This is a genomic window from Roseinatronobacter sp. (assembly GCF_051859525.1).
Taxonomy (GTDB): Bacteria; Pseudomonadota; Alphaproteobacteria; order Rhodobacterales; family Rhodobacteraceae; genus Roseinatronobacter.
This window is the reverse complement of sequence record NZ_JBHYFM010000025.1, coordinates 22,282-43,599: the sequence shown is the minus strand read 5'-3', so window position 1 is coordinate 43,599 and position 21,318 is coordinate 22,282. Positions and strand designations below refer to the sequence as shown.

19 protein-coding genes are annotated in these 21,318 nt (G+C 60.3%); 9 read left to right on the top strand and 10 right to left on the bottom strand.

The annotated features are described in order from the left end of the window. Positions 1-100: 100 nt before the first annotated feature. Positions 101-1,342 (bottom strand): recombinase family protein, encoded by a 1,242-nt coding sequence (locus ACTIE1_RS14330; protein ID WP_439561179.1) that lies wholly within the window; start codon positions 1,340-1,342, stop codon positions 101-103. A gap of 150 nt (positions 1,343-1,492) precedes the next feature. On the opposite strand from ACTIE1_RS14330, the gene ACTIE1_RS14325 reads away from it, so the two are divergent. After that, positions 1,493-1,882 carry a hypothetical protein gene (locus ACTIE1_RS14325; protein WP_439560716.1) on the top strand — a complete coding sequence of 130 codons (390 nt, stop codon included), beginning with the start codon at positions 1,493-1,495 and terminating at the stop codon, positions 1,880-1,882. A 502-nt stretch (positions 1,883-2,384) separates the two neighbouring features. On the opposite strand, the gene ACTIE1_RS14320 is transcribed toward ACTIE1_RS14325, so the two are convergent. Further along, the gene (locus ACTIE1_RS14320) at positions 2,385-2,543 is read right to left on the bottom strand and encodes a hypothetical protein (protein ID WP_439560717.1); all 159 of its coding nucleotides are present in this window, start codon (positions 2,541-2,543) and stop codon (positions 2,385-2,387) included. Positions 2,544-2,598: 55 nt separating this feature from the next. On the opposite strand from ACTIE1_RS14320, the gene ACTIE1_RS14315 reads away from it, so the two are divergent. Together ACTIE1_RS14315 and ACTIE1_RS14310 are read left to right on the top strand one after the other, a co-directional pair. Continuing rightward, positions 2,599-3,645, top strand: coding sequence for an NAD(P)-dependent alcohol dehydrogenase (locus ACTIE1_RS14315; protein WP_439560718.1), 1,047 nt, complete (start codon positions 2,599-2,601; stop codon positions 3,643-3,645). A 204-nt stretch (positions 3,646-3,849) separates the two neighbouring features. Then, positions 3,850-5,298 (top strand): cobyric acid synthase, encoded by a 1,449-nt coding sequence (locus ACTIE1_RS14310; protein ID WP_439560719.1) that lies wholly within the window; start codon positions 3,850-3,852, stop codon positions 5,296-5,298. 136 nt (positions 5,299-5,434) lie between these two features. Here the strand turns inward: ACTIE1_RS14310 and groL are convergent, their stop codons facing one another. The 3 genes from groL to ACTIE1_RS14295 all read right to left on the bottom strand — a co-directional run bounded on the left by groL (position 5,435) and on the right by ACTIE1_RS14295 (position 9,440). Then, entirely contained in the window at positions 5,435-7,087 is a 1,653-nt protein-coding gene (gene groL / locus ACTIE1_RS14305; RefSeq protein ID WP_439560720.1) for a chaperonin GroEL, read from the bottom strand. A 46-nt stretch (positions 7,088-7,133) separates the two neighbouring features. Further along, entirely contained in the window at positions 7,134-7,421 is a 288-nt protein-coding gene (locus ACTIE1_RS14300; RefSeq protein WP_439560721.1) for a co-chaperone GroES, read from the bottom strand. A 165-nt stretch (positions 7,422-7,586) separates the two neighbouring features. Beyond that, positions 7,587-9,440 (bottom strand): ATP-binding protein, encoded by a 1,854-nt coding sequence (locus ACTIE1_RS14295; RefSeq protein ID WP_439563456.1) that lies wholly within the window; start codon positions 9,438-9,440, stop codon positions 7,587-7,589. Positions 9,441-9,618: 178 nt separating this feature from the next. On the opposite strand from ACTIE1_RS14295, the gene ACTIE1_RS14290 reads away from it, so the two are divergent. From ACTIE1_RS14290 to ACTIE1_RS14275, 4 genes are all read left to right on the top strand, one after another. Beyond that, a complete protein-coding gene (locus ACTIE1_RS14290; RefSeq protein ID WP_439560723.1) occupies positions 9,619-10,536 on the top strand; it encodes a manganese-dependent inorganic pyrophosphatase in 918 nt (305 codons plus the stop codon). Beyond that, the gene (locus tag ACTIE1_RS14285) at positions 10,533-11,414 is read left to right on the top strand and encodes a TIGR01459 family HAD-type hydrolase (protein ID WP_439560724.1); all 882 of its coding nucleotides are present in this window, start codon (positions 10,533-10,535) and stop codon (positions 11,412-11,414) included. The genes ACTIE1_RS14290 and ACTIE1_RS14285 overlap by 4 nt, the downstream gene beginning before the upstream one ends. Positions 11,415-11,638: 224 nt before the next feature. Further along, positions 11,639-12,082, top strand: coding sequence for a MaoC family dehydratase (locus ACTIE1_RS14280; protein ID WP_439561180.1), 444 nt, complete (start codon positions 11,639-11,641; stop codon positions 12,080-12,082). A gap of 40 nt (positions 12,083-12,122) precedes the next feature. Then, positions 12,123-13,052 (top strand): bifunctional riboflavin kinase/FAD synthetase, encoded by a 930-nt coding sequence (locus ACTIE1_RS14275; protein WP_439560725.1) that lies wholly within the window; start codon positions 12,123-12,125, stop codon positions 13,050-13,052. Between the two features lie 4 nt (positions 13,053-13,056). On the opposite strand, the gene ACTIE1_RS14270 is transcribed toward ACTIE1_RS14275, so the two are convergent. Beyond that, entirely contained in the window at positions 13,057-14,130 is a 1,074-nt protein-coding gene (locus ACTIE1_RS14270) for a polyheme membrane-associated cytochrome C (RefSeq protein ID WP_439560726.1), read from the bottom strand. Positions 14,131-14,263: 133 nt separating this feature from the next. Between ACTIE1_RS14270 and ACTIE1_RS14265 the strand changes: the two genes are divergently transcribed. Continuing rightward, entirely contained in the window at positions 14,264-15,724 is a 1,461-nt protein-coding gene (locus ACTIE1_RS14265; protein ID WP_439560727.1) for a ferredoxin reductase family protein, read from the top strand. Between the two features lie 15 nt (positions 15,725-15,739). On the opposite strand, the gene ruvB is transcribed toward ACTIE1_RS14265, so the two are convergent. The 3 genes from ruvB to ruvC are packed head-to-tail and all read right to left on the bottom strand — an operon-like array spanning position 15,740 to position 17,952. Next, the gene (gene ruvB, locus ACTIE1_RS14260) at positions 15,740-16,777 is read right to left on the bottom strand and encodes a Holliday junction branch migration DNA helicase RuvB (protein ID WP_439560728.1); all 1,038 of its coding nucleotides are present in this window, start codon (positions 16,775-16,777) and stop codon (positions 15,740-15,742) included. A 3-nt stretch (positions 16,778-16,780) separates the two neighbouring features. Next, positions 16,781-17,449 carry a Holliday junction branch migration protein RuvA gene (gene ruvA / locus ACTIE1_RS14255; protein ID WP_439560729.1) on the bottom strand — a complete coding sequence of 223 codons (669 nt, stop codon included), beginning with the start codon at positions 17,447-17,449 and terminating at the stop codon, positions 16,781-16,783. Then, positions 17,446-17,952 carry a crossover junction endodeoxyribonuclease RuvC gene (gene ruvC / locus ACTIE1_RS14250; protein ID WP_439560730.1) on the bottom strand — a complete coding sequence of 169 codons (507 nt, stop codon included), beginning with the start codon at positions 17,950-17,952 and terminating at the stop codon, positions 17,446-17,448. Before ruvC ends, ruvA begins: the two co-directional genes overlap by 4 nt. Positions 17,953-18,157: 205 nt before the next feature. Here ruvC and ACTIE1_RS14245 point away from each other — a divergent pair, with 205 nt between their 5' ends. Beyond that, positions 18,158-18,391, top strand: coding sequence for a DUF1127 domain-containing protein (locus ACTIE1_RS14245; protein ID WP_439560731.1), 234 nt, complete (start codon positions 18,158-18,160; stop codon positions 18,389-18,391). A gap of 478 nt (positions 18,392-18,869) precedes the next feature. Here the strand turns inward: ACTIE1_RS14245 and pnp are convergent, their stop codons facing one another. Next, a complete protein-coding gene (gene pnp / locus ACTIE1_RS14240; protein WP_439560732.1) occupies positions 18,870-21,002 on the bottom strand; it encodes a polyribonucleotide nucleotidyltransferase in 2,133 nt (710 codons plus the stop codon). Positions 21,003-21,318: the final 316 nt, after the last annotated feature.

Genomic DNA, 21,318 nt, shown 5'->3' with positions numbered 1-21,318 from the left:
GGGGCACCACCTCTCGGCGTTCAATGCTGAGGCAAGCCGTATCCTAGGCAAGAACTGGAAGTCAGCCAAGTCGGCTGATGACCTTGGCAAAATGAAGGAATCAGACTTTCTTGATCGGATCGAGGCTTTGTCGATTGTCGGGAAGAATGCCAAGGCCGAACTCAAGAAGGCCCTCGACCTCAGAAATGGCTGCGGCCACCCTAATTCTTTGAAGGTTGGTGCAAACAAGTCGGCAGCACACATCGAAACGCTCCTTCAGAACGTGTTCGAAAAATTCCAGTAAAGGACGCAGCAGGCTGCCGAAGCGGCTGCGATAGGCGCTGGAGGGCGGGAGATCGTCTTGCTCGTCGATGATTAGCCCCGACAGCATGCCTTGCCGCTTGAGGATGGCGCGCAGGGCATCCAGCAATTCGTCATCGGAAAAATGGCGGCTGCGGATATCGATGATTTCCCGGGCGCGCAGGAAAAGGGCCTTTTCGATGATAGCCGGGAATGCGCCTTCCGCCCGGATCCACATGTCCCGCGGGTTCACGACGCGGCGCTGCTTCAGTTTGAACGACACCTTATTGAAGACGTTGTTCCCAATGTACTTTTCGTTGGTAAGAATCTGATGAACTGTCGCCCGTGTCCAAGGGCGATCGAGATCGGTCCGGTGTCCTTCGGCGTTCAGAACCTCCGCAATCTCGCGTTCCGGCCGCCCATCGATGACGAACATCTCGTACATGCGCTGGACGACCCGCTGCTCCTCTTCAGGGCCAGGGACCAGGATCACTCGGTCGGTCTGCAGGCTTTTCTGCTCACCGCGGGACAGCTCGCCCTTGGAGTTCCCGTGCTCGTCGATCAGCACTCGTCGCAGTCCGTATCCGGCGGCGCCTCCCTGGCGATAGCCAAGCTCCACGAGGCGGCATTGCCCGGCGAAGACCTTCACCGACAGTTCGCGACTGTACTCGCCTGCCATGACCCGCTTGACAGTTTTTAGAAGGTTCGAGCCGATGCTGCCGTCATTCTCGAACTGCTCGCCGCAATAGTGCACCCGGATCCCAGCGCGGGAGCAGACATGCTCGTGATACGCGCCCTCGTCAGCATCCTGAAAACGGCCCCAACGGCTGACATCGTAGACGAGGATCGCTTTGAAGTCGGCACCGCCGGACTGGACTTGGGCCATCAGGTTCTGCAGCGCCTCGCGGCCGTCAAGCCGTAGGCCGGATCGCCCGGAGTCCTCGAAAGTCCGGAGGATCGTCAGGCCACGGGCTTCGGCATACTTGCGAATGACGTCCAGCTGATTTTCGGTCGAATATTTTTGGTGGTCGGTCGACATACGCACATAGGCGACCGCCGGCACATCCGTCTCCGACTGCCCATTTCCGTCCCGTCCATGGGTCAGTTTTCGACTGCTCACACACATTTCTCCTTTTTGCGCCACACAAAACCATCGGAACCACCTGAATCCAGGGCCGAATCCCTCCCGTTATGTAAAACAAGGGAGGCCGGAATGTCGTTTCCGAAAAAGGGCAAGTTCTTTCCGAAACAAACCGGGTATGATGGGGAAGCGTCTGATTCCTTCGCGCAGGTAATCGCAGCGACGCTTCGCCGTGAGCTCGGTGAAAGCCGGGCGGGTGTCAAAACCGTGGAGGGGTGGACGGGAGCCAATGAAAAGACGATCAAGAACTGGTTTGCGGGCAAGTATGGTCCGAGCGGTGAGCATCTTGTTGCCTTGGTGCGGCACTCGGACGAGGTTCTGATCGCATTCCTTGCAATGGCCGGCCGCGAGAACCTGAAGCTTGCATCGAGCATCTTTGCCGCTGAACGAGCGGTTGTAGAGGCGCTGGAGGTGCTTCGTGAGCTCTCCGAACGGCTTCCCGGCGGAACCTCGGACGACTGAACGCAGCGAACGGGTGAGTTTTGAGGCCTTTCCCCGGCCTTTCGCGCGGTGCGCACCTGGTTGTCACGACTCTCGCCGAGCAGAGTTTTCGAGCGCTCCGTGAACCACCCACTTGGTGGTTCAACTATCAGTGGGATGATTCAAAACAATCGCTAAGAGGGTAGAGAACGTCCGATTTCAGACCTCTCCCATCCGCCATTTACCAATCGCGAAAACCACTATCCCTCCCTTATGGCCTCACGACGCACTTCGTTCCAACCAGCAGGCTTTCGGGGGACGACCTATGCACGATACGGGGCCGGATCACCGGCATATCGATCCTGCCCCGGGTGCAGGCGCAGATCAGGCAGGTTAGTCCCGCCGTCCTCGGTCCTTATTCTGGCGCAACCATACAGTGGCCTTGCATTACTGGAAGCGATATGCTGACTTGAGCGCGTTGCACAAGAATGCTTACAGGATTTGCACAAAACACGCGTGACCACAGAAGGTTCAAGCGGGGCAACTACAGTTCCGCGCAACCTGCCGGTTTCAGGAAATTCCGTGCGTCTTTTTCCAGATCGATGATACGAACGAAGATGATAGCCAGCTCTAGGGGAAGGCCAATGCGTTGCGGATCGGGCGGACCAATATATACGATGTTGATGAAGTCGATCTGGCGCAATTCGCATCATCCGGCTGAAACGGCGCCGTAGGAAGAATAAATAAGGGAGGGCTTAATGCGTGCACTCGTGCTGGAGAGGAAGGGCGAATTGCGCTTGCGGGATATCGATCTGCCACAAGATCCCGGCCCCGATGATGTGCGGATCAAGGTTCACACTGTGGGCATTTGCGGCAGCGACGTGCATTACTACACACATGGCGCGATTGGCGATTATGTTGTCCGCGCGCCAATGGTGCTCGGGCATGAAGGCTCCGGCATCATTGAAGCGGTCGGACAAAATGTGCAGGGGCTGGCTGTCGGTGACCGCGTCTGCATGGAACCTGGCATTCCCGATCTGTCGTCACGCGCCTCGAAGCTGGGCATTTACAACGTGGACCCCGCAGTCAGCTTCTGGGCAACACCACCGGTGCACGGGATATTGACCAGCCATGTCATCCATCCGGCCGCCTTTACCTATAAACTCCCCCGTTCTGTCAGCTTTGCCGAAGGGGCGATGGTGGAACCCTTCGCTGTGGGCATGCATGCGGCGGCACGCGCGCGCATCACACCCGGCGATGTCGCTGTGGTGATCGGCGCGGGGACAATCGGAATTATGGTTGCGCTGGCCGCGTTGGCAGGCGGGTGCAGCCGTGTGATCATCTCGGATATCAGCGATGCAAAACTGAAGATCGCGGCGCAGTATGACGGGATAATTCCGGTAAACCCGAAAACTGATGATCTTGTCAGCGCGGTAAACCGTGAAACCGGCAATTGGGGCGCGGATGTTGCCTTCGAGGCCAGCGGGGCACCGCAGGTATTTGAAACCATCTTCAAAACGGTTCGCCCAGGCGGCGCAGTGGTTCTGGTGGGCCTGCCCCCTAAGGCCGTAGAACTGGATGTGAATGCAGCAATCGCACGCGAAGTGCGGATCGAGACCGTCTTTCGCTATGCCAATGTATTTGATCGCGCGCTTGCACTGATCGCCTCGGGACGGGTCAACCTTAAACCGTTGATCACCCGAAGCTACGGGTTCGACCAGTCCATAGAGGCGTTCAAGCGCGCGGCCGAAGGGCGACCTGCTGATATCAAGCTCCAGATCCTGATGACACCGGAAGTGACCTAAGCCATGGCAGACCAGTCGTGACGCGCCCGCGACAGTGACATCCACCTGCACCGCACCGCGCCTGCATATTTCAGCTGATTGCTGCGTGAAACAGCTGTAAATCCAGCAAGGGAACCTTCATTCTGGTAAAAATATCCCGGGGGTGGCCCGAAGGGCCGGGGGCAGCGCCCCCAAGACCACATAATCAGGCACAAAGGACAACGGATGAGTAAAGCCATCATGGTACAAGGGTGCGGATCGAATGTTGGCAAATCCGTGCTTGTTGCCGGCCTGTGCCGCGTTGCCCGCAGGCGTGGCATGCGCGTGGCCCCGTTCAAGCCCCAGAATATGTCCAATAACGCCGCGGTCACTTGCGACGGCGGCGAGATTGGCCGCGCGCAGGCGCTGCAGGCATTGGCCTGCGGGCTGGACCCTGTGACCGATATGAACCCCGTATTGCTGAAACCGGAACATGAAACAGGCGCGCAGGTTGTGGTTCAGGGCAAACGCCTTGCGACTGTAAAAGCCCGCGATTACGCCGCGATGAAACCCGAACTGATGGGCGCCGTGCTTGACAGCTTCCAGCGTCTGCGGGCGGCCCATGATCTGGTGATTGTCGAAGGGGCGGGCAGTCCGGCGGAGATCAATCTGCGCGCGGGCGACATTGCCAATATGGGCTTTGCGCGCGCCGCCGGTGTGCCGGTCGTGCTTGTGGGCGATATCGACCGCGGCGGCGTGATTGCCCAGATCATTGGCACGCAGGCCGTCCTTGACCCGCAGGATGCGGCCATGGTCGCGGGGTTCATCATCAACAAGTTCCGCGGCGATCCAAGCCTGTTCGATGACGGCTACCGCCAGATCGAGGCACGCTGCAACTGGCCGGGATTCGGGGTCTTGCCGTGGTTTTCCCAGGCAACACATCTTCCCGCCGAGGATGCGCTGGATCTGGGCACAAGGCAGGGTCAGGGGAACATCCGCATCGCCTGTCTGGTGTTTTCGCGGATTGCGAATTTTGATGATCTGGACCCGCTACAGGCCGAACCGGCGGTTGATCTGGTCATGGTCAGGCCCGGTCAGGCAATTCCGGGCGATGTGGCACTGGTTATCCTGCCCGGCTCGAAATCCACACGCGCCGATCTGACATTCCTGCGCGCGCAAGGGTGGGATATCGATCTGGCGGCCCATATCCGGCGCGGCGGGCATGTTCTTGGTATCTGCGGGGGGTATCAAATGTTGGGACGGCAGGTTTGCGACCCCGAAGGTGTCGAAGGACCGGCAGGCGATACCGAAGGGCTTGGGGTATTGAATGTCACCACGATCATGTCCCCTGACAAACGGCTGGAACGGGTGCGGGCCCGTCATGCCGCCAGCGGGCTTGATGTGGACGGCTATGAAATACACATCGGGCGCACCACAGGCCCTGATTGCGCCCGCCCCTTCGCGCATCTGGGGGCATATGATGACGGGGCGATCGATCCGTCAGGCCGTATCATGGGCACATATCTGCACGGGCTGTTTTCTTCCGACAGGTTCCGGTCGCAGTATCTGGCGGCTCTCGGGGCGCCCCCCTCCAACCTGAATCATGGCGCACTTGTCGATGCGACGCTTGACGCGCTTGCCGACCATCTGGAGGGGCATCTGGATATCGACAGGCTATTCGCTGTCGCACGCTGACGCGCAGGCCCCTGTTCAGTCCCCCCGCCCCCCTGCCTGCCAGTCAAGCCTGCAAGACACGGGGCGCAGCCACATATGAAAAAGGGCCGCTACAAGCGCGGCCCTTCATACTTCTGCCAAGAACAGGCAGGGCGTCTTACATCATGCCGCCCATGCCGCCCATGCCACCCATGTCGGGCATGCCGCCGCCTGCGCCCTGGCCTTTCGGCTCTGGCTTGTCGGCGATCATGGCTTCGGTGGTGATCAGCAGACCGGCAACCGATGCTGCATCCTGAAGTGCTGTGCGCACAACTTTCGCAGGGTCGATCACGCCAAACTTGAACATGTCGCCATATTCTTCGGTTTGCGCGTTGAAGCCGAACGCCTTGTCACTGCTCTCGCGGATTTTGCCCGCAACGACAGACCCGTCCACACCGGCATTTTCCGCGATCTGGCGCAGCGGTGCTTCCAGTGCCTTGCGCACGATGGAAATACCGACGGTCTGGTCGCTGTTATCGCCGCTCAGGCCTTCAAGTGTCTTGCCTGCCTGGATCAGGGCAACACCGCCACCCACAACGATACCTTCCTGCACGGCCGCACGGGTCGCGTTCAGGGCATCATCAACGCGGTCCTTGCGTTCCTTGACCTCGATTTCGGACATGCCACCCACGCGGATGACCGCAACACCGCCAGCCAGTTTGGCCAGACGTTCCTGCAGTTTTTCCTTGTCGTAATCGCTGGTGGTTTCTTCGATCTGCTGACGGATCTGGGCCACGCGTGCTTCGATTTCAGCTTTCTCGCCAGCGCCATCAACGATGGTGGTCTCGTCCTTGGTGATCTTGATGGTCTTGGCGGTGCCAAGCATGTCCATCGTCACGCTTTCCAGCTTCATGCCCAGATCTTCGCTGATGACCTGACCACCGGTCAGAATGGCGATATCCTGCAGCATGGCCTTGCGGCGGTCGCCGAAGCCCGGTGCCTTGACGGCCGCGATTTTCAGACCGCCGCGCAGTTTGTTGACAACCAGAGTTGCCAGCGCTTCGCCTTCGACATCTTCCGCGATGATCAGCAGCGGTTTTTGCGACTGGATCACCTGCTCCAGCAGCGGAACCATGGGCTGCAGCGACGACAGTTTCTTTTCGTGGATCAGGATAAGCGCATCATCCAGTTCCGCGATCATCTTGTCGGGGTTGGTCACGAAGTATGGGGACAGATAGCCGCGGTCGAACTGCATGCCTTCGACAACATCGGTTTCTGTTTCCAGACCCTTGTTTTCCTCGACGGTGATCACGCCTTCATTGCCGACTTTCTGCATCGCATCCGCGATCTGGCGGCCGATTTCAGCCTCGCCATTGGCGGAAATGGTGCCGACCTGCGCAACTTCTGCACTGTCATTGACAGGGCGTGCCGCTGCCTTGATCGCTTCCACAACTTTGGTGGTTGCCAGATCGATACCGCGCTTCAGGTCCATCGGGTTCATGCCCGCAGCAACCGATTTCAGACCTTCGCGCACGATGGCCTGTGCCAGAACAGTTGCGGTTGTGGTGCCGTCGCCTGCTTCGTCATTGGTGCGCGAAGCCACTTCCTTGACCATCTGCGCGCCCATGTTTTCGAACTTGTCTTCCAGTTCGATTTCCTTGGCAACCGATACACCGTCTTTGGTGATGCGCGGTGCGCCGAAGGATTTGTCGATGACGACATTGCGGCCTTTGGGGCCAAGGGTAACCTTTACCGCATCGGCCAGAATGTTAACGCCGCGCAGCATACGGTCACGGGCGTTGGTGTTGAATTTGACGTCCTTAGCAGCCATTGGGTGCCTCCTGGTTGTCGTTAATGTCTTGGAAAAACGGAAGCGATCAGGCCAGAATGCCCAGAATATCGCTTTCTTTCATGATCAGCAGCTCTTCACCATCAACGGTGACTTCGGTGCCGGACCATTTCCCGAACAGAACGCGATCGCCGGCTTTTACAGCCATCTCGATCAATTCGCCCGAATCCTTGCGCGCACCTTCGCCGGTTGCGATGATTTCGCCTTCAGCGGGCTTTTCCTTGGCGCTATCGGGAATGATCAGACCGCCCTTGGTTTTTTCGTCACTTTCGACGCGACGGACGAGAACACGGTCATGCAGCGGTTTGAATGCCATCTGAGAACGCTCCTTTGGTTCCAGGTTGAAATCTGTTGGCACTCATGCATCACGAGTGCTAACGGACGCATAGGTAGGCACAGGATCTGGCGCTGTCAACACCCCCGACACGGAAAAAATGACTTCCGCACAACCGATTTTCTGCCGCACCGCAGCATGCGGATTTCACGGCCCGACAGCGGGTTCGTGAACGGATGCGCCGCCATAAGGCAGCACATTCTGCGCGATCAGGCATTCCAGCAGGCGCGCCTTGCGCAGGGGTTTTGCAATCACGTCACAAAAGCCCGCGTCACGATACGCCGCCACCTGCGCCGATCCGACATTGGCCGTGACAACAATGGCGGGCGGCACGGGCTGTGCGCGCGCGCCATACTCCGCCTGAATGCGGCGCAGCGCGGTCACACCGTCCATTTCCGGCATCATCACGTCAAACAGGAACAAATCGAACCTGCGCTGCCGCGACATTTCCAGCGCTTGCAGCCCGTTTTCCACCATCACCAATTGTAACCCGCTTTCCTTCAGCAGCGCTGTCAGAACAAGCTGGTTCACCTTGTTGTCCTCGGCCACCAGCGCGATGCGCCCTTGCGCCCCCACGTCCGGCTGCGCCACATAAACCGGCGCAGGGTCCGCAATAGGTATGGATTGCGGCACAGCGGCCAGCGGCAGGTCCAGCGTCACGCATGTCCCCTGCCCCGCGCGCGATGTGACCGTAACCGCCCCGCCCATGGCCTGCACAAGCGCACGCACGACAGGCATGCCAAGGCCCATGCCGTCAACACGGCGCGTGATGGTGTCATCCGCCTGCCCGAACGGGTCGAAAATGGCGGTCAACTGCCCTTCGGTCATGCCGCATCCGGTGTCTGATATGACAATCTGCACGGCGCGATCACAGCCGCGCGCCGCAAGGGAAATACGCCCTGCTGTGGTGAAATTCACACTATTGCGCAGCACATTGCCCAAGATCCGGCAAACACGCGGCCCGTCCCCCTGGCGCAACGCCGCCAGGGAAGGATCAAGCACAGTTTCAAGCGCGACGCCCTTGGCTGCGGCTTGCACGGCGAAGGGGGCCACGGTTTGCGCAATGGCGCGGTGCAGATCAAACTCCGCGCAAACAAGGTCAAGCCCCCCTGATTCCAGTTCGGAAATGTCCAGAATATCTGTCAGCCGCATCAGCAACCCGTCACCACTGTCGCGTATTTCCGCCAGCATCCGGGACTGCTCGGCATCCGCAACCATGCCCTCCAGCCCCTGCGCCATGCCCAGAATACCATTCAGGGGCGTGCGGAGTTCATGGCTCATATTCGCAAGAAACCGCGATTTCAGCGCGCTTGCCTGCTCGGCCCTGTCGCGGGCATTTTGCAAATGCCGGTTCAGGCGCGCCGCACGAAAGGCGATCAGCGCAAAACTCCATTGCAGGGCGGAAAATGCCATAAGAAACAAGATCACCAGCGTGGCAATTGCCCGCACATACCCGTCATAGTCCAGCAGCACCAGCACCAGACGTACCAGATAGGCCAGTCCAATGGACGCGAAAGGTAAGGCGGCCAACATGGCAAGTTGCCTTCCATGCAGCAACGCGCGTCGCCAGATCCGCCTGGCAAACGCGCACCCCAGCACACCGTTAATTATTGAACTGCTGACCACGAGCGCGCTGATATCATTTACAAAATAGGCGAGGCCCGCCTGAAATACCCCCGCAAAGATGCCAATGGCCAGATATGGCCACGGATCAGGGTTGTCCCCGATACCAAAAGAAATCGCCATGTTTCCGCAGATCAGAGCGAACAGCATGCCCATAGTTACCATTGACGCACCTAGCCACAACGGCAGCACTGTCCAAAGCACCATTCCGGTGGCACCGATAAGGAACGCAACACCGACCCCGCCATGCCACACGAACGCCACGCTGTCGCGACGCGCATAGTTGCGCGCACCTGCGAAACTGGTCAGCGCCAGCGATGTAATCACGACAAGCGCTGCGATCACGACCACAACCCAAATATCAATAACGCTGTCCATAATATCCTGAACCGGGCTTTCTAAATATGGATGCCATATAACCTTAAACAGTGGGTTAAGACCAGCGCCACCACGCGGGGGCAGCATGTCCCTTTTGTCACCCCCCACGTGACAATGCGGCGCTGCGGCGTTATAAGCCGCGCGAAACCTTCACAGCCCAACATGCGGACCTTTCAACATGATCAAAGTCTTTGGCCATTTTTCCCCCGATACTGATTCGACCGGCTCGCCCCTGATCTGGGCGTGGTATCTGTCGCAGGTGCAGGACACACCCGCGCAGGCGGTGCTGCTGGGGCAACCCAATTCCGAAGCGAAATTCGTGCTGGACCATTGGGGCGTTGACCAGCCCGAGATTATGACAGACCTGCCCGCAGGCACCCCCGTGGTGATCGTCGACACCAACAACCCCGCCGAACTGCCCGCCACCATCAATGACGCCGATATCCGCGCCATCATCGACCATCACAAACTTGTCGGCGGGCTGGAAACCAAAGGCCCAATCGACATTACCATGCGCCCGCTGGCCTGCACGGCCACCATCATGTATGAATTGATCGGCAAGCACATGGCGCAGGCGCCGCGCGCCATCAAGGGGCTGATGCTGTCATGCATCCTGTCGGACACGCTGGAATTCCGGTCCCCCACCACCACCCAGACGGACCGTGCCATTGCCCATGCGCTGGCTGATGATCTGGGCGTTGACATGGCCGAGTTGGCCAGCGCCATGTTTGCCGCGAAATCCGATGTGTCGGGCTTCAGCGATGCCGAATTGCTGCGCATGGATTCGAAGAATTTCGACGTGGATGGCAAGAAATTCCGCGTCTCGGTTCTGGAAACCACGGCCCCCGCGCAGGTTCTGGCGCGCAAGGACAGCCTGATGGCCAGCATGGAAACCGTCGCGCGCGAGGATGGCGCGGATCAGGTGCTGCTGTTCATCGTGGACATTCTGAATGAAGAAGCCACGCTTCTGCTGCCCAATGAGCTGACGCGCAGGGTTGCGCAAAAATCCTTCGGGGTGGACGCCACAGGCGACAGCGTGGTTCTGCCCGGCGTCATGAGCCGCAAGAAACAGATCATTCCGGTGCTGGCGCTGTGACCCGCCTGCTGACAGGGTTTGACCAGATCGCGGCGCAATATGAACTGGCGCTGGTGGATCTGTGGGGCTGCGTCCATAACGGGCGCTCCATTCATGGCAGCGCACAAGCCGCATTATGCGCCTTTCGCGCCAATGGCGGGCGGGTGCTGCTGCTGACCAATGCGCCGCGCACTGCCGCATCAGTGCAGGCGCGACTGGATGAAATGGGCCTGTCGCGCGACGCCTATGACGGGATCGTCACATCAGGCGACGCCACGCAGGAAGCCATGCTGACAGGCGCTGTGGGGCGCAAGGTCTGGCATCTTGGCCCGCCCAAGGATGACGACCTGTTTCTGGACCTGCCCGATTGGGCGTCCGACCACGCCCCCATCACGCGCGTGGGTTTTGACGATGCCGAAGGGATCGTCTGCACCGGCCCGTTCGAGGATATGACCGACACCCCCGAAGATTATCGCGGGCGGTTGCTGTCAGCCAAGGTGCGCGGGCTGAAAATGCTCTGCGCCAATCCCGATCTGGTGGTCGATTACGGCGACAAGCGGATCTATTGTGCAGGCTCCATCGCGCAGCTTTATGCGGAAATGGGCGGCGAGGTGCTGTATTTCGGCAAACCGCACCCCCCCGCCTATGACCTTGCGCGCAGATATGCGGCGCGGCTGGGGCTGAAATTCACCCCTGACCGCGTGATTGCCATCGGGGATGGCATTCATACCGATATTCAGGGCGGTATTTCCGAAGGGATCGACACGATCTTCGTGACCAGCGGTCTGGCCGCCGCCGAATTCGGCCCCGACCCTGCCGCGCCCGACCCCAAGCGCCTGCAAGCGTGGCTGGACGACAAGGGGCTGCACCCGAGTTTCGCAATCCCCTATCTGGGCTGACACCCCTTTACCGCCAGACAACAGGCCGGGCTGCCATGCCCGGCCTGTTCTGTTTTCAGGGGAACGCCCAAAATGGGGTCGCAATAAAATTACCACAAACGGCATTAATTAGACTTAAAATTCCAAAGCATGTTGCGCATAAACGCGATATGGGCTAATGCTGCACTGCAACAAAACGTCAGATTCGGCACGACGAAGGATATGCAGCGATGTTGGACCATAGCATGAATGACAATTTCCCACGCGGCACGATCTGTATCGAAGATCTGGAAATCGGCATGACGCGCCATCTGCGCAAGGAAGTCACCGACCGCGATATCGAATTGTTTGCCGAAGTGTCCACCGACCGCAACCCCGTGCATCTGGACGAGTCCTACGCGCAGGACACCATATTTGAAGGGCGTATTGCCCATGGCATGCTGACCGCTGGTCTGATTTCCGCTGTGATCGGCGAACAACTGCCCGGACATGGCACGATCTATATGGGCCAAAGCCTGAAATTCATGGCCCCTGTCCGCCCCGGTGATGTGGTGCTGGCCGAAGTCACGGTTCTGACCATTGATTACGCCAAGCGCCGCGTCACTCTTGATTGTCGGTGCAGTGTAGGCAATACGACTGTTCTTAAGGGTGAAGCCACTGTGCTGGCACCCAGCCGGAAATTCGACTAAGTCGGGATGCATGCGCGCCATCGCGTCCCGCAGGGGACAGATGCGTATAGTAAATCACTGGACATCGCTGGACACAGCCTGCAAGGGCGCATCGGTCGCAATGGGCAATTTCGACGGGGTGCATCTGGGCCACCAGACGGTTATTGACCTTGCGCGGCGCGATGATGCGCCACTAGGCATTGTCACTTTTGAACCCCATCCCCGCGAATATTTCGCCCCCGCAGCCCCCCCCTTCCGGCTTATGAATGCCGAAGCGCGCGCCAACCGGCTGGCCCGCATGGGGGTGTCTTGCCTGTATGAACTGCCCTTCGGGGCGGAATTGTCAGGGTTTTCGCCACAGGATTTTGCGCAAGTGGTGCTGCATCAGGGGCTGGGCGTGTCGCATGTCGTGATTGGCGCGGATTTCTGTTTCGGCAAGGGCCGCACTGGCACCGCTGACGATCTGGCGCGCTACGGGCGCGCGTTGGGCTTTGATGTGACCATCGCGCCGCTGCTGCGCGACAGTGACGCTGTTTATTCATCAACCGCCATCCGCGCGGCACTTAGCGATGGTCGGGCGCGTGACGCGGCCCGCATGCTGGGCCATTGGCACCGTATTGACGGCGTCGTCCTGCATGGCGAGAAGCGCGGCCGCGGGCTGGGCTACCCGACGGCCAATATGTCCATCACCGGCCTGCACCCGCCACGATTCGGGGTTTATGCGGTTCAGGTCGATGTGCTGACCGGTCCCCATAAGGGGCGCTACGGGGGCGTTGCATCCATGGGGGTGCGCCCGATGTTCGGTGAAAACCGCCCCAATCTGGAAAGTTTCCTGTTCGATTTCACAGGCGATCTGTATGACGCGCATCTGTCCGTCGCCCTGATCGAGCATTTGCGCGACGAGGTGAAGTTCGACAGCCTTGACGCCTTGATTGCCCAGATGGACCGAGACAGCGCACAGGCGCGCGCCATCCTTGCGGCACTGGACTAACCGCTTAAGGCCGTGACATGCGCGACATGTCAACCTCTACCTGCTGCGACAGGTCTTGCAGGCTGTCATACAGAATTTGCAGCATATAGCGCGGGTTATGCACATATCCGCCGGGGTCTTTTGCGGCCACCTGATAATTATAGGCCGCCTTCAGCAAACGCGGCGTCCAGGACTGGTAACGGTTGTCGCGCGTCGCCTGATCAAAGGGCAACGCCCCCGCGCCATCGGGATCAACAAAGAAATACGGATGGCGCGACACATAGGCGATGGGCGTGCCCGCAACCTGCGCTGCATATTCGCGGATAGCAGCAAGAAGTTCACCCTGTAACGCCATGATTTCGCTGTGAATACCACCAGACCTGTCGCCCGTTCCGGCAAAATCGCGGTGCTGGGTGCGAATGTCGCGTATATCCGTCACACCCTGATGACAGGTCAGGCACCCATCGGTTTCGACCGCCGTGCTGTGCGGCTCATGGCACGCCACACAAGTATCGGCACCGGGCACATGCATGAACCGCCCCGCATAGTTGCGGCCCGCATATTGATAGCCCGGCCCCGCCTGCGCGCCCAGCATGGTGGCGGCGGACGCGGCATAATGGATATTCACGAACGCCAGATCCGCTGACACAGTGTCAAGGTCCAGCCCGTCCACACGCGCATCAATCTGGTCACCCGACTGGCGGCCCTGATGGCAGACCATGCAGGTGGCCGATGCGCCCAGATCCTGAACCTCCACGCCCGACGGGAACGTCACCGCATCCAGCGCATGCGCCTCTGCCGTGTGGCAGGCCACGCAGCCAATGGGCGAATTGATGACACCGGGGCTGTGCACCGCCCCTGCCGCGCTGCCATCCGCGCCCAGAAAGTCAAGAAATCCCGTTTCGGAATGGCACATGGCACAGTTTTCAGGCACCTGCCCCTGTTCGTTCCAATAGGTGAAGGACGGCGAATGGTAGTCGCCATGCGGGGAATTCAGCCATGCTGCAATCAGCCGCTCCAGCCCGACCAGATCACTGGCACGCGATTGCGCGGGCGCACACACCGCGATCATCAGCATCAAAACCGAAACAAGGCGCATCTGCCCCCCCCCTTTTTTTGCGTTCTCCGGCCCAAGGGTAACATTCCCGCTGCCCCTCAGGCTTGATCTGCATCATGGCAAATGTGATCTTTCACGCGTCAGGTTGGCCCGAAACAGGATCAGATTTCAAGTCATGTCGCACGCAAACACCCTTTCCGCCCTTCGCCCGTCAGGCCCCGGCCTTGCGCTGGCCTATAGTCTACTCGCCGCGGCGCCGCTGGCGCTGGCGCTGACCCAACGGGTCGCACCTGCGGCCATTTGGGAATATGCCGCCGCGGCCATGGGCATGATCGCGCTGCTGGGCATGAGCGTGCAATTCGTCACATCCGGCCGGTTCGAGGGGGTGTCGGGCAAGCTGGGCATTGACAAGATAATGGGGTTTCACAAGTTGGCCGCGTCATGGCTGGCGCTGGCCGTGGTGCTGCACCCGCTGGCCTATGTCTGGCCGACATGGGCGCAGAACCCCGAACTGGGCTGGCTGCGGCTGCGTTTCTACCTGAGTGATCCGGCCTATCTGACCGGCGTGGTGGCCTTGGGCGCGTTGGTGGTGCTGATTGCCAGCTCCATCCTGCGCGACCGCCTGCCATGGCGATACGAGGCGTGGCGCGGGGTTCATGTTGTGTTGGGGCTGGTGGCCGTGTTTGGCGGACTGCACCATGCCGTGACGGTCGGACGGTTCAGCGCACAAGGGCCGGTCGCGCTGCTGTGGTGGGGGGTAGGTGCGGCGGTGCTGGCGGTCATGGCCGTTCTGTATGGCTGGCGGTGGGCGCGGCTGCACCGCCAGCCGTGGCGGCTGGCCGCCGTGACCAAACGCGCGGACCGCATGTGGGAACTGGACATCCAGCCTGTGGGCGACACGCCCGCCCTGCCCTATCACGCGGGGCAATTCGTCTGGATGACCGAAAGGACGCGCCGTTTCCCGTTGTTTGACCACCCGTTTTCGATTGCCGACAGCCCTGCCCGCCCCGGATTAAGCCTGCTGATCAAGGAAGCGGGCGATTTCACCAACCAGATCGGCGCATTGCCCGAAGGCGCAAGCATCGGGATTGACGGACCTTATGGCGAATTCAGCCTGCAGGCGCATGACCCCAAATCCGTGTTGCTGATTGGCGGCGGTGTGGGCATTGCGCCGGTGTTGGGCATTTTGCGCGATATGGTTGCACGCGGCGACACGCGGCCTGTGCGGCTGGCCTATGCGGTCGGGTCACATGCCAATTTCGCCTGTCTGGAGGAAATGCGCGCCGCCACAGCGTCACTGGATCTGCAACTATGGCTGACCTGCGAAGATGGCGCGGCAGCCCCCGATATTCTGGCCGGTCGCCTGACGCAGGACCGGCTGCGCGACATGCTGGACGGGCTGGACCCAGCGCAGACCAAGGCCCTGATCTGCGGCCCCGGTCCCATGGTGGTGGCCGTGTCGGATGCGCTGCTTGATCTGGGCATGCCCATGGCGAATGTGATTTATGAACGGTTCGATTACGCCGCAGGGGCACGGTCGCGGCAGGACCGCGCGCGCACACGCAATATTCTGGCCATTGGCGGCGTTATTATGGCCTTGGTTGCGGGATTTGCCGCGCTGGCGGGGGCGGTTTGACGCGGACGTTCAAGGCTACCCCTCGAACAACCGCCCTTGATCAGGGGGTGCAGGCGCCGGCAGACCCAGATGCGCCCATGCTTTTGCGGCCAGCATGCGCCCGCGCGGGGTGCGCGCAATAAGACCTTGTTGCAGCAGGAACGGCTCGATCACTTCCTCAATCGCATCACGCGATTCCGAGAGTGCCGCAGCAATGGTTTCCACCCCCACTGGCCCCCCGCCATAATTTTCGGCCAGCAGCACCAGATAGCGCCGGTCGGCCCCGTCAAGGCCCAGATGGTCCACCCCCAGCCGTGTCAGCGCATTGTCGGCCAGCGCCTGTGTCAGCTTGCCATCCCCTTCGACCAGCGCGAAATCGACCACGCGGCGCAGCAACCGCCCTGCAATGCGCGGAGTGCCCCGCGCGCGGCGGGCAATTTCGCGCACGCCATCTTCCTGCGCTGGAATGCCCAGCAAACGCGCGCCGCGCGCCACGATCTGGCACAGCTCTGCCTCGGTATAGAACTGTAAGCGCGTGGGAATGCCGAACCGGTCGCGCAGGGGCGTGGTCAACAGCCCCAGCCGCGTGGTTGCCCCCACCAGCGTGAAGGGCTGCAATTCAATGCGCACCGTGCGTGCCGCAGGCCCTTCGCCGATGACCAGATCAAGCTGGAAATCCTCCATCGCGGGGTAAAGCACTTCTTCCACCGCAGGGTTCAGGCGGTGAATTTCGTCAATGAACAGGACATCGCGCGCTTCAAGATTGGTCAGAATGGCCGCCAGATCGCCCGCCTTGGCCAGAACCGGCCCCGACGTCATGCGAAACCCCACCCCCAATTCACGCGCCATGATCTGCGCAAGCGTCGTCTTGCCCAAGCCCGGCGGGCCGTAAAACAGCGTATGGTCCATGGCTTCCGCGCGCATACGCGCGGACTGGATGAACACGCGCAGGTTGGACCGCGCTTCTTGCTGGCCGATGAATTCGTCAAGCCCCTGCGGGCGCAGCGCCTTGTCCAGTTCGGGCGGGTCACCGGCCATGTCCGCGCCGCGCAATGTCGGGTCAGGTGTTGTCATTCATCAGCCTTTCGGGGCCAGCAGGCGCAGCGCTGCGCGGATCAGGGCGGCGGGGTCGGCATCGGGGGTTGCGGCCTGCGCCTCGGCCACGGCGCGGGCGGCGTCCGACGGCCCGTAGCCCAGATTGGCCAGCGCGGACATGGCATCAGCGGTGGCGCTGCTGCGCGGCGCGGCGGGTATGGCGGCGGGCACTGCGGCGGAAACCACAACGTCCTCATCCGCTGGCGCGGCGGTGGCGGGTGCCTGCGCGGTTTCCACAACACTCATCAATGCGGGGGCCTTGTCCTTCAACTCATTGGCGATACGCAGCGCCAGTTTCGGCCCCACGCCCGGCGCCTTGCGCAGCGCATTGCTGTCCCCCAGCGCGATCGCGCGCGCCACCCCTTCCGGACCCAGCGCCCCCAATATGGCCAGCGACGCCTTCGCGCCCACCCCTTGCACCGATGTCAGCACGCGGTGCCATTCCTTCTCCAGCAATGTGGGGAAACCGTAAAGTTGCAACAAATCCTCGCGCACGACCAAATCGGTATAGAGGGCCGCCACCTCGCCCCGTCCGGGCAACCCCGCCAATGTCCGGTCCGAGACATAGACGACATACCCCACGCCGCGCACATCCAGCAGCACATGATCCGGCCCGCGCATGTCCACCACGCCTGTCAGCTTGCCAATCATCGCGCGTGTCCCCCTGCAATCGCAAGTTGACGCGCCGACTGGCAGTGAAACGCATGACATATCGCAATGGCCAGCGCATCGGCCGCGTCCGGCCCCTCGATCGTGACACCGGGCAGTTGCATGCGCACCATATGGTCCACCTGTTCCTTCGCGGCCTTGCCAACACCGACCACGGCCTTCTTGACCGCATTGGGGGCATATTCGCCGACATCCAGCCCCGCCTGCGCGGGCACCAGCAGCGCAATCCCGCGCGCGCTGCCCAGTTTCAATGTGGCAACGGCATCCTTGTTCACGAATGTCTGTTCGACCGCAGCAGTATCGGGCGCAAAACGGGCCATCACGTCACTCAGGCCGGTATGCAAGTCCAGCAGACGTGCGGCAAGCGTGGCCTTCGGGTCGGAATGGCAAATGCCGTTTGCGACATGGCGCAAACGCACCCCGTCCACATCGATGACGCCCCAGCCAAGGTTGCGCAAGCCTGGGTCAATGCCGATTACGCGCATGGCTGGACTACTCCGGTAAATTAAGGGCCTGACTTCTCATCCCATTAGCACGAAGCGCGAACATCTGCCAAGGGGTTCAACGCGCATTCCCTGAAAATGCCCCCAGTCATGCACCCAGATCATAGGGGGATTGCGATTTCCCGTAGTTGTTCTGCGCATGAAAACGGCATAGTTCAGGGCTGTCCGCACAAGAATGCGGCAGTTTATGAACACACCACCGGAGATGACAATGTCCTTCTACGCCCAAAGCCGCCCGCATGCAGATCGCGTGTTCAGTGGTTTTCAAAGCCTGAGCTTCAGTGCCTTTTTCACTGGCCTGCGCAACTGGAACGAAGCCCGTATCACGCGCCGCGAACTGAACGCGCTGACCGACCGCGAATTGCAGGATATCGGCCTGACCCGCGCAGATATTGAACGCGTATCCCTGATGGGACGCTGATGGGGACCGCGAGTTCGCACCACCCCACAGATCAGAAGTAAAAGGCCCCGGACCGCTTCTGGGGCCTTTTGTATTTCCCCTGGGAAAACGCCGCGCGATGGCCAGCCCCCATGCGTTGGACGCAAAGACAAGGCAGCTATTTGGCCCAATGCAATCATTTGCGTTTCCATAAAGCCCGCGCCGTCGGTGGGCTGGGGACTGCCGATCCGACGTTATAGGGATGCACTTTATGCAGGCGGCATACTCCGACTTTCAAGGCTTGAACTGTCCTCAATTAATCGGCAGGCCGCGGGACGGCCCACCGATGGCGCGGCGGGCTGCGCCCTTGATTCCGCGCCTTGTAAAGTTCCCGACATCCCTTCAGCCCCCCCCAATGCGCACCGCGCTGGCAGCATCTTGCATGACACAAAAAAGGGACGCACCGGCGCGTGGCCGATGCGTCCCCGTCTTCACGTCAAGACCGAGAAAGGCTGCGCCCTTACTCCTCGGATTTTTCTGCGGCGATCTCCTCGCCGGTTGCCTGATCCACCATTTTCATGGCCAGACGCACCTTGCCGCGATCATCAAAGCCCAGCAGCTTGACTTTCACTTCCTGACCTTCCTTCAACACATCTGATGGGTGGTTCAGGCGGCGGTTCTCGATCTGGCTGACATGGACCAGACCATCGCGCTTGCCAAAGAAGTTCACGAAGGCGCCGAAATCCACCAGTTTGACAACCTTGCCGGTATAGATCTTGCCGACCTCGGGTTCTGCCACGATGGAATAGATCATGTCATACGCCGCCTTGATGGCCGCCTGATCGTTGGACGCGATCTTGATCGTGCCGTCATCATTGATGTCGACCTTCGCGCCAGATGTTTCGACAATCTCGCGGATGACCTTGCCGCCGGACCCGATCACTTCACGGATCTTGTCGGTCGGCACCTGCATCGTTTCAATCTTGGGCGCATACTGGCTGAAGCTGTTTGCTTCGGTCAGGGCCTTGGACATTTCACCAAGGATATGCATACGCCCGTCTTTGGCCTGTGCCAGTGCCTGTTCCATGATTTCAAACGTGATGCCGGCAACCTTGATATCCATCTGCAGGCTGGTAATGCCCGCATCAGTGCCCGCAACCTTGAAATCCATATCGCCAAGGTGGTCCTCGTCGCCCAGAATATCTGTCAGGACGGCGAATTTACCGTCATCTTCCAGAATCAGACCCATCGCGACACCGGCAACCGGCGCTTTCAGCGGCACGCCTGCATCCATCATGGACAGCGACCCGCCACACACTGTGGCCATCGAACTGGAGCCGTTCGATTCCGTAATCTCGGACACGATGCGAATGGTATAGGGGAAGTCGGTTGCCGCAGGCAGAACAGCCTGCAACGCGCGCCATGCCAGCTTGCCATGCCCCACTTCACGACGCCCCGGAGGGCCGAAACGACCAACCTCGCCCACCGAATAGGGGGGGAAGTTGTAATGCAGCAGGAAGTTCGATTTGCTGGTGCCGGTCAGCGCGTCGATGAATTGCTCATCATCGCCGGTGCCCAATGTGGTGACACACAGCGCCTGTGTTTCGCCGCGTGTGAACAGCGAAGACCCGTGCGTGCGCGGCAGAAGGCCCGTTTCAGACACGATCTGGCGCACGGTCTTGGTATCGCGCCCGTCAACGCGCGGTTCGCCATTGATGATGGCCCCGCGCAGGATGGACGATTCCAGCTTCTTGAGCGCGGAACCAAGGTTCTCATCCTCAAGCTGTTCTTCGCTTAGCGCGGCCTTGATGGCATCGCGCGCGGCAGAAATGGCGGCAACACGTTCCTGCTTGTCGCGCAACGCGAAGGCGGCACGCATCTGCGTCTCGCCCGCTGCCTTGACCGCTGCATACAGGTCCGCGTAATCGGGGGCCTGGAAATCGAACGGTTCTTTTGCGGCGTCTTCGGCCAGATCGATGATCAGGTCCAGAACCGGCTGATAGCTTTCATGCGCGAATTTCACCGCGCCCAGCATTTCCGCCTCGGACAGTTCATAGGCTTCGGATTCGACCATCATCACGGCGTCTTTGGTGCCTGCAACAATCAGGTCAAGGCGCTGTTCGGGGTTGTCGCGCAGCTTTTCCATATCCTGACATTCGGGGTTCAGGACATATTCGCCATTCGCGTAGCCGACGCGGGCAGCCGCAATCGGCCCCATGAACGGCACACCCGAAATCGTCAGCGCCGCAGAGGCCGCGATCATCGCCACAACATCGGGTTCGTTGACCAGATCATGGGACAGCACAGTGCAGATGACCAGAACCTCATTCTTGAAACCATCCACAAAAAGCGGGCGAATGGGTCGGTCAATCAGGCGCGATGTCAGCGTTTCCTTGTCGGACGGGCGTGCCTCGCGCTTCAGGAAACCGCCGGGAACCTTGCCGGCTGCGTAATATTTCTCGACATAATGGACGGTCAGCGGAAAGAAATCCTGACCGGGTTTCGCGGCTTTGGCGAAGGTCACGTTTGCCATGACGCTGGTTTCGCCCAGCGTGGCAATGACCGAACCATCGGCCTGACGGGCAACCTTGCCTGTTTCCAGTGTCAGCGTTTCCTGACCCCACTGGATGGATTTTTTGGTGATATTGAACATTCAGCGTATCCTCATGGGGGAAATTCCGGCCCTCCGGCCCCCCGATTGCATAGCGGCCCCATTGCCGCCGACCCCAGATCCTGTGCATCACGCCGGGGTCAAAGCGTCACGTCTCAGATATGCGGGCCATACATGAAAAACCGTCTGCTGAAAAGTAGCGATTGCACGGGCAGAATGGTCCCGCTTCCGCCCCTGACACATGGGGAATGGCGGGGCTACTGCGCGCCATGGGCGCAAAAGCCGCATTGACCACAGGGCGGTTTGGCATCACCCTTGCGGCCAAACATGCCCGCCCGTTCGCAGGGGGCAACTGCGC

Bases quoted from the DNA above. Each gene is read 5' to 3' on its own strand.
- pnp (WP_439560732.1), bottom strand. From the start codon at position 21,002: ATGTTCAATATCACCAAAAAATCCATCCAGTGGGGTCAGGAAACGCTG.
- ACTIE1_RS14295 (WP_439563456.1), bottom strand. From the start codon at position 9,440: ATGGACAGCGTTATTGATATTTGGGTTGTGGTCGTGATCGCAGCGCTT.
- ACTIE1_RS14275 (WP_439560725.1), top strand. From the start codon at position 12,123: ATGCGTATAGTAAATCACTGGACATCGCTGGACACAGCCTGCAAGGGC.
- ACTIE1_RS14265 (WP_439560727.1), top strand. From the start codon at position 14,264: ATGTCGCACGCAAACACCCTTTCCGCCCTTCGCCCGTCAGGCCCCGGC.
- ACTIE1_RS14300 (WP_439560721.1), bottom strand. From the start codon at position 7,421: ATGGCATTCAAACCGCTGCATGACCGTGTTCTCGTCCGTCGCGTCGAA.
- ACTIE1_RS14270 (WP_439560726.1), bottom strand. From the start codon at position 14,130: ATGCGCCTTGTTTCGGTTTTGATGCTGATGATCGCGGTGTGTGCGCCC.
- ruvB (WP_439560728.1), bottom strand. From the start codon at position 16,777: ATGACAACACCTGACCCGACATTGCGCGGCGCGGACATGGCCGGTGAC.
- ACTIE1_RS14325 (WP_439560716.1), top strand. From the start codon at position 1,493: ATGTCGTTTCCGAAAAAGGGCAAGTTCTTTCCGAAACAAACCGGGTAT.
- ACTIE1_RS14245 (WP_439560731.1), top strand. From the start codon at position 18,158: ATGAACACACCACCGGAGATGACAATGTCCTTCTACGCCCAAAGCCGC.
- ACTIE1_RS14280 (WP_439561180.1), top strand. From the start codon at position 11,639: ATGAATGACAATTTCCCACGCGGCACGATCTGTATCGAAGATCTGGAA.
- ruvC (WP_439560730.1), bottom strand. From the start codon at position 17,952: ATGCGCGTAATCGGCATTGACCCAGGCTTGCGCAACCTTGGCTGGGGC.
- ACTIE1_RS14315 (WP_439560718.1), top strand. From the start codon at position 2,599: ATGCGTGCACTCGTGCTGGAGAGGAAGGGCGAATTGCGCTTGCGGGAT.
- groL (WP_439560720.1), bottom strand. From the start codon at position 7,087: ATGGCTGCTAAGGACGTCAAATTCAACACCAACGCCCGTGACCGTATG.
- ACTIE1_RS14290 (WP_439560723.1), top strand. From the start codon at position 9,619: ATGATCAAAGTCTTTGGCCATTTTTCCCCCGATACTGATTCGACCGGC.
- ACTIE1_RS14310 (WP_439560719.1), top strand. From the start codon at position 3,850: ATGAGTAAAGCCATCATGGTACAAGGGTGCGGATCGAATGTTGGCAAA.
- ruvA (WP_439560729.1), bottom strand. From the start codon at position 17,449: ATGATTGGCAAGCTGACAGGCGTGGTGGACATGCGCGGGCCGGATCAT.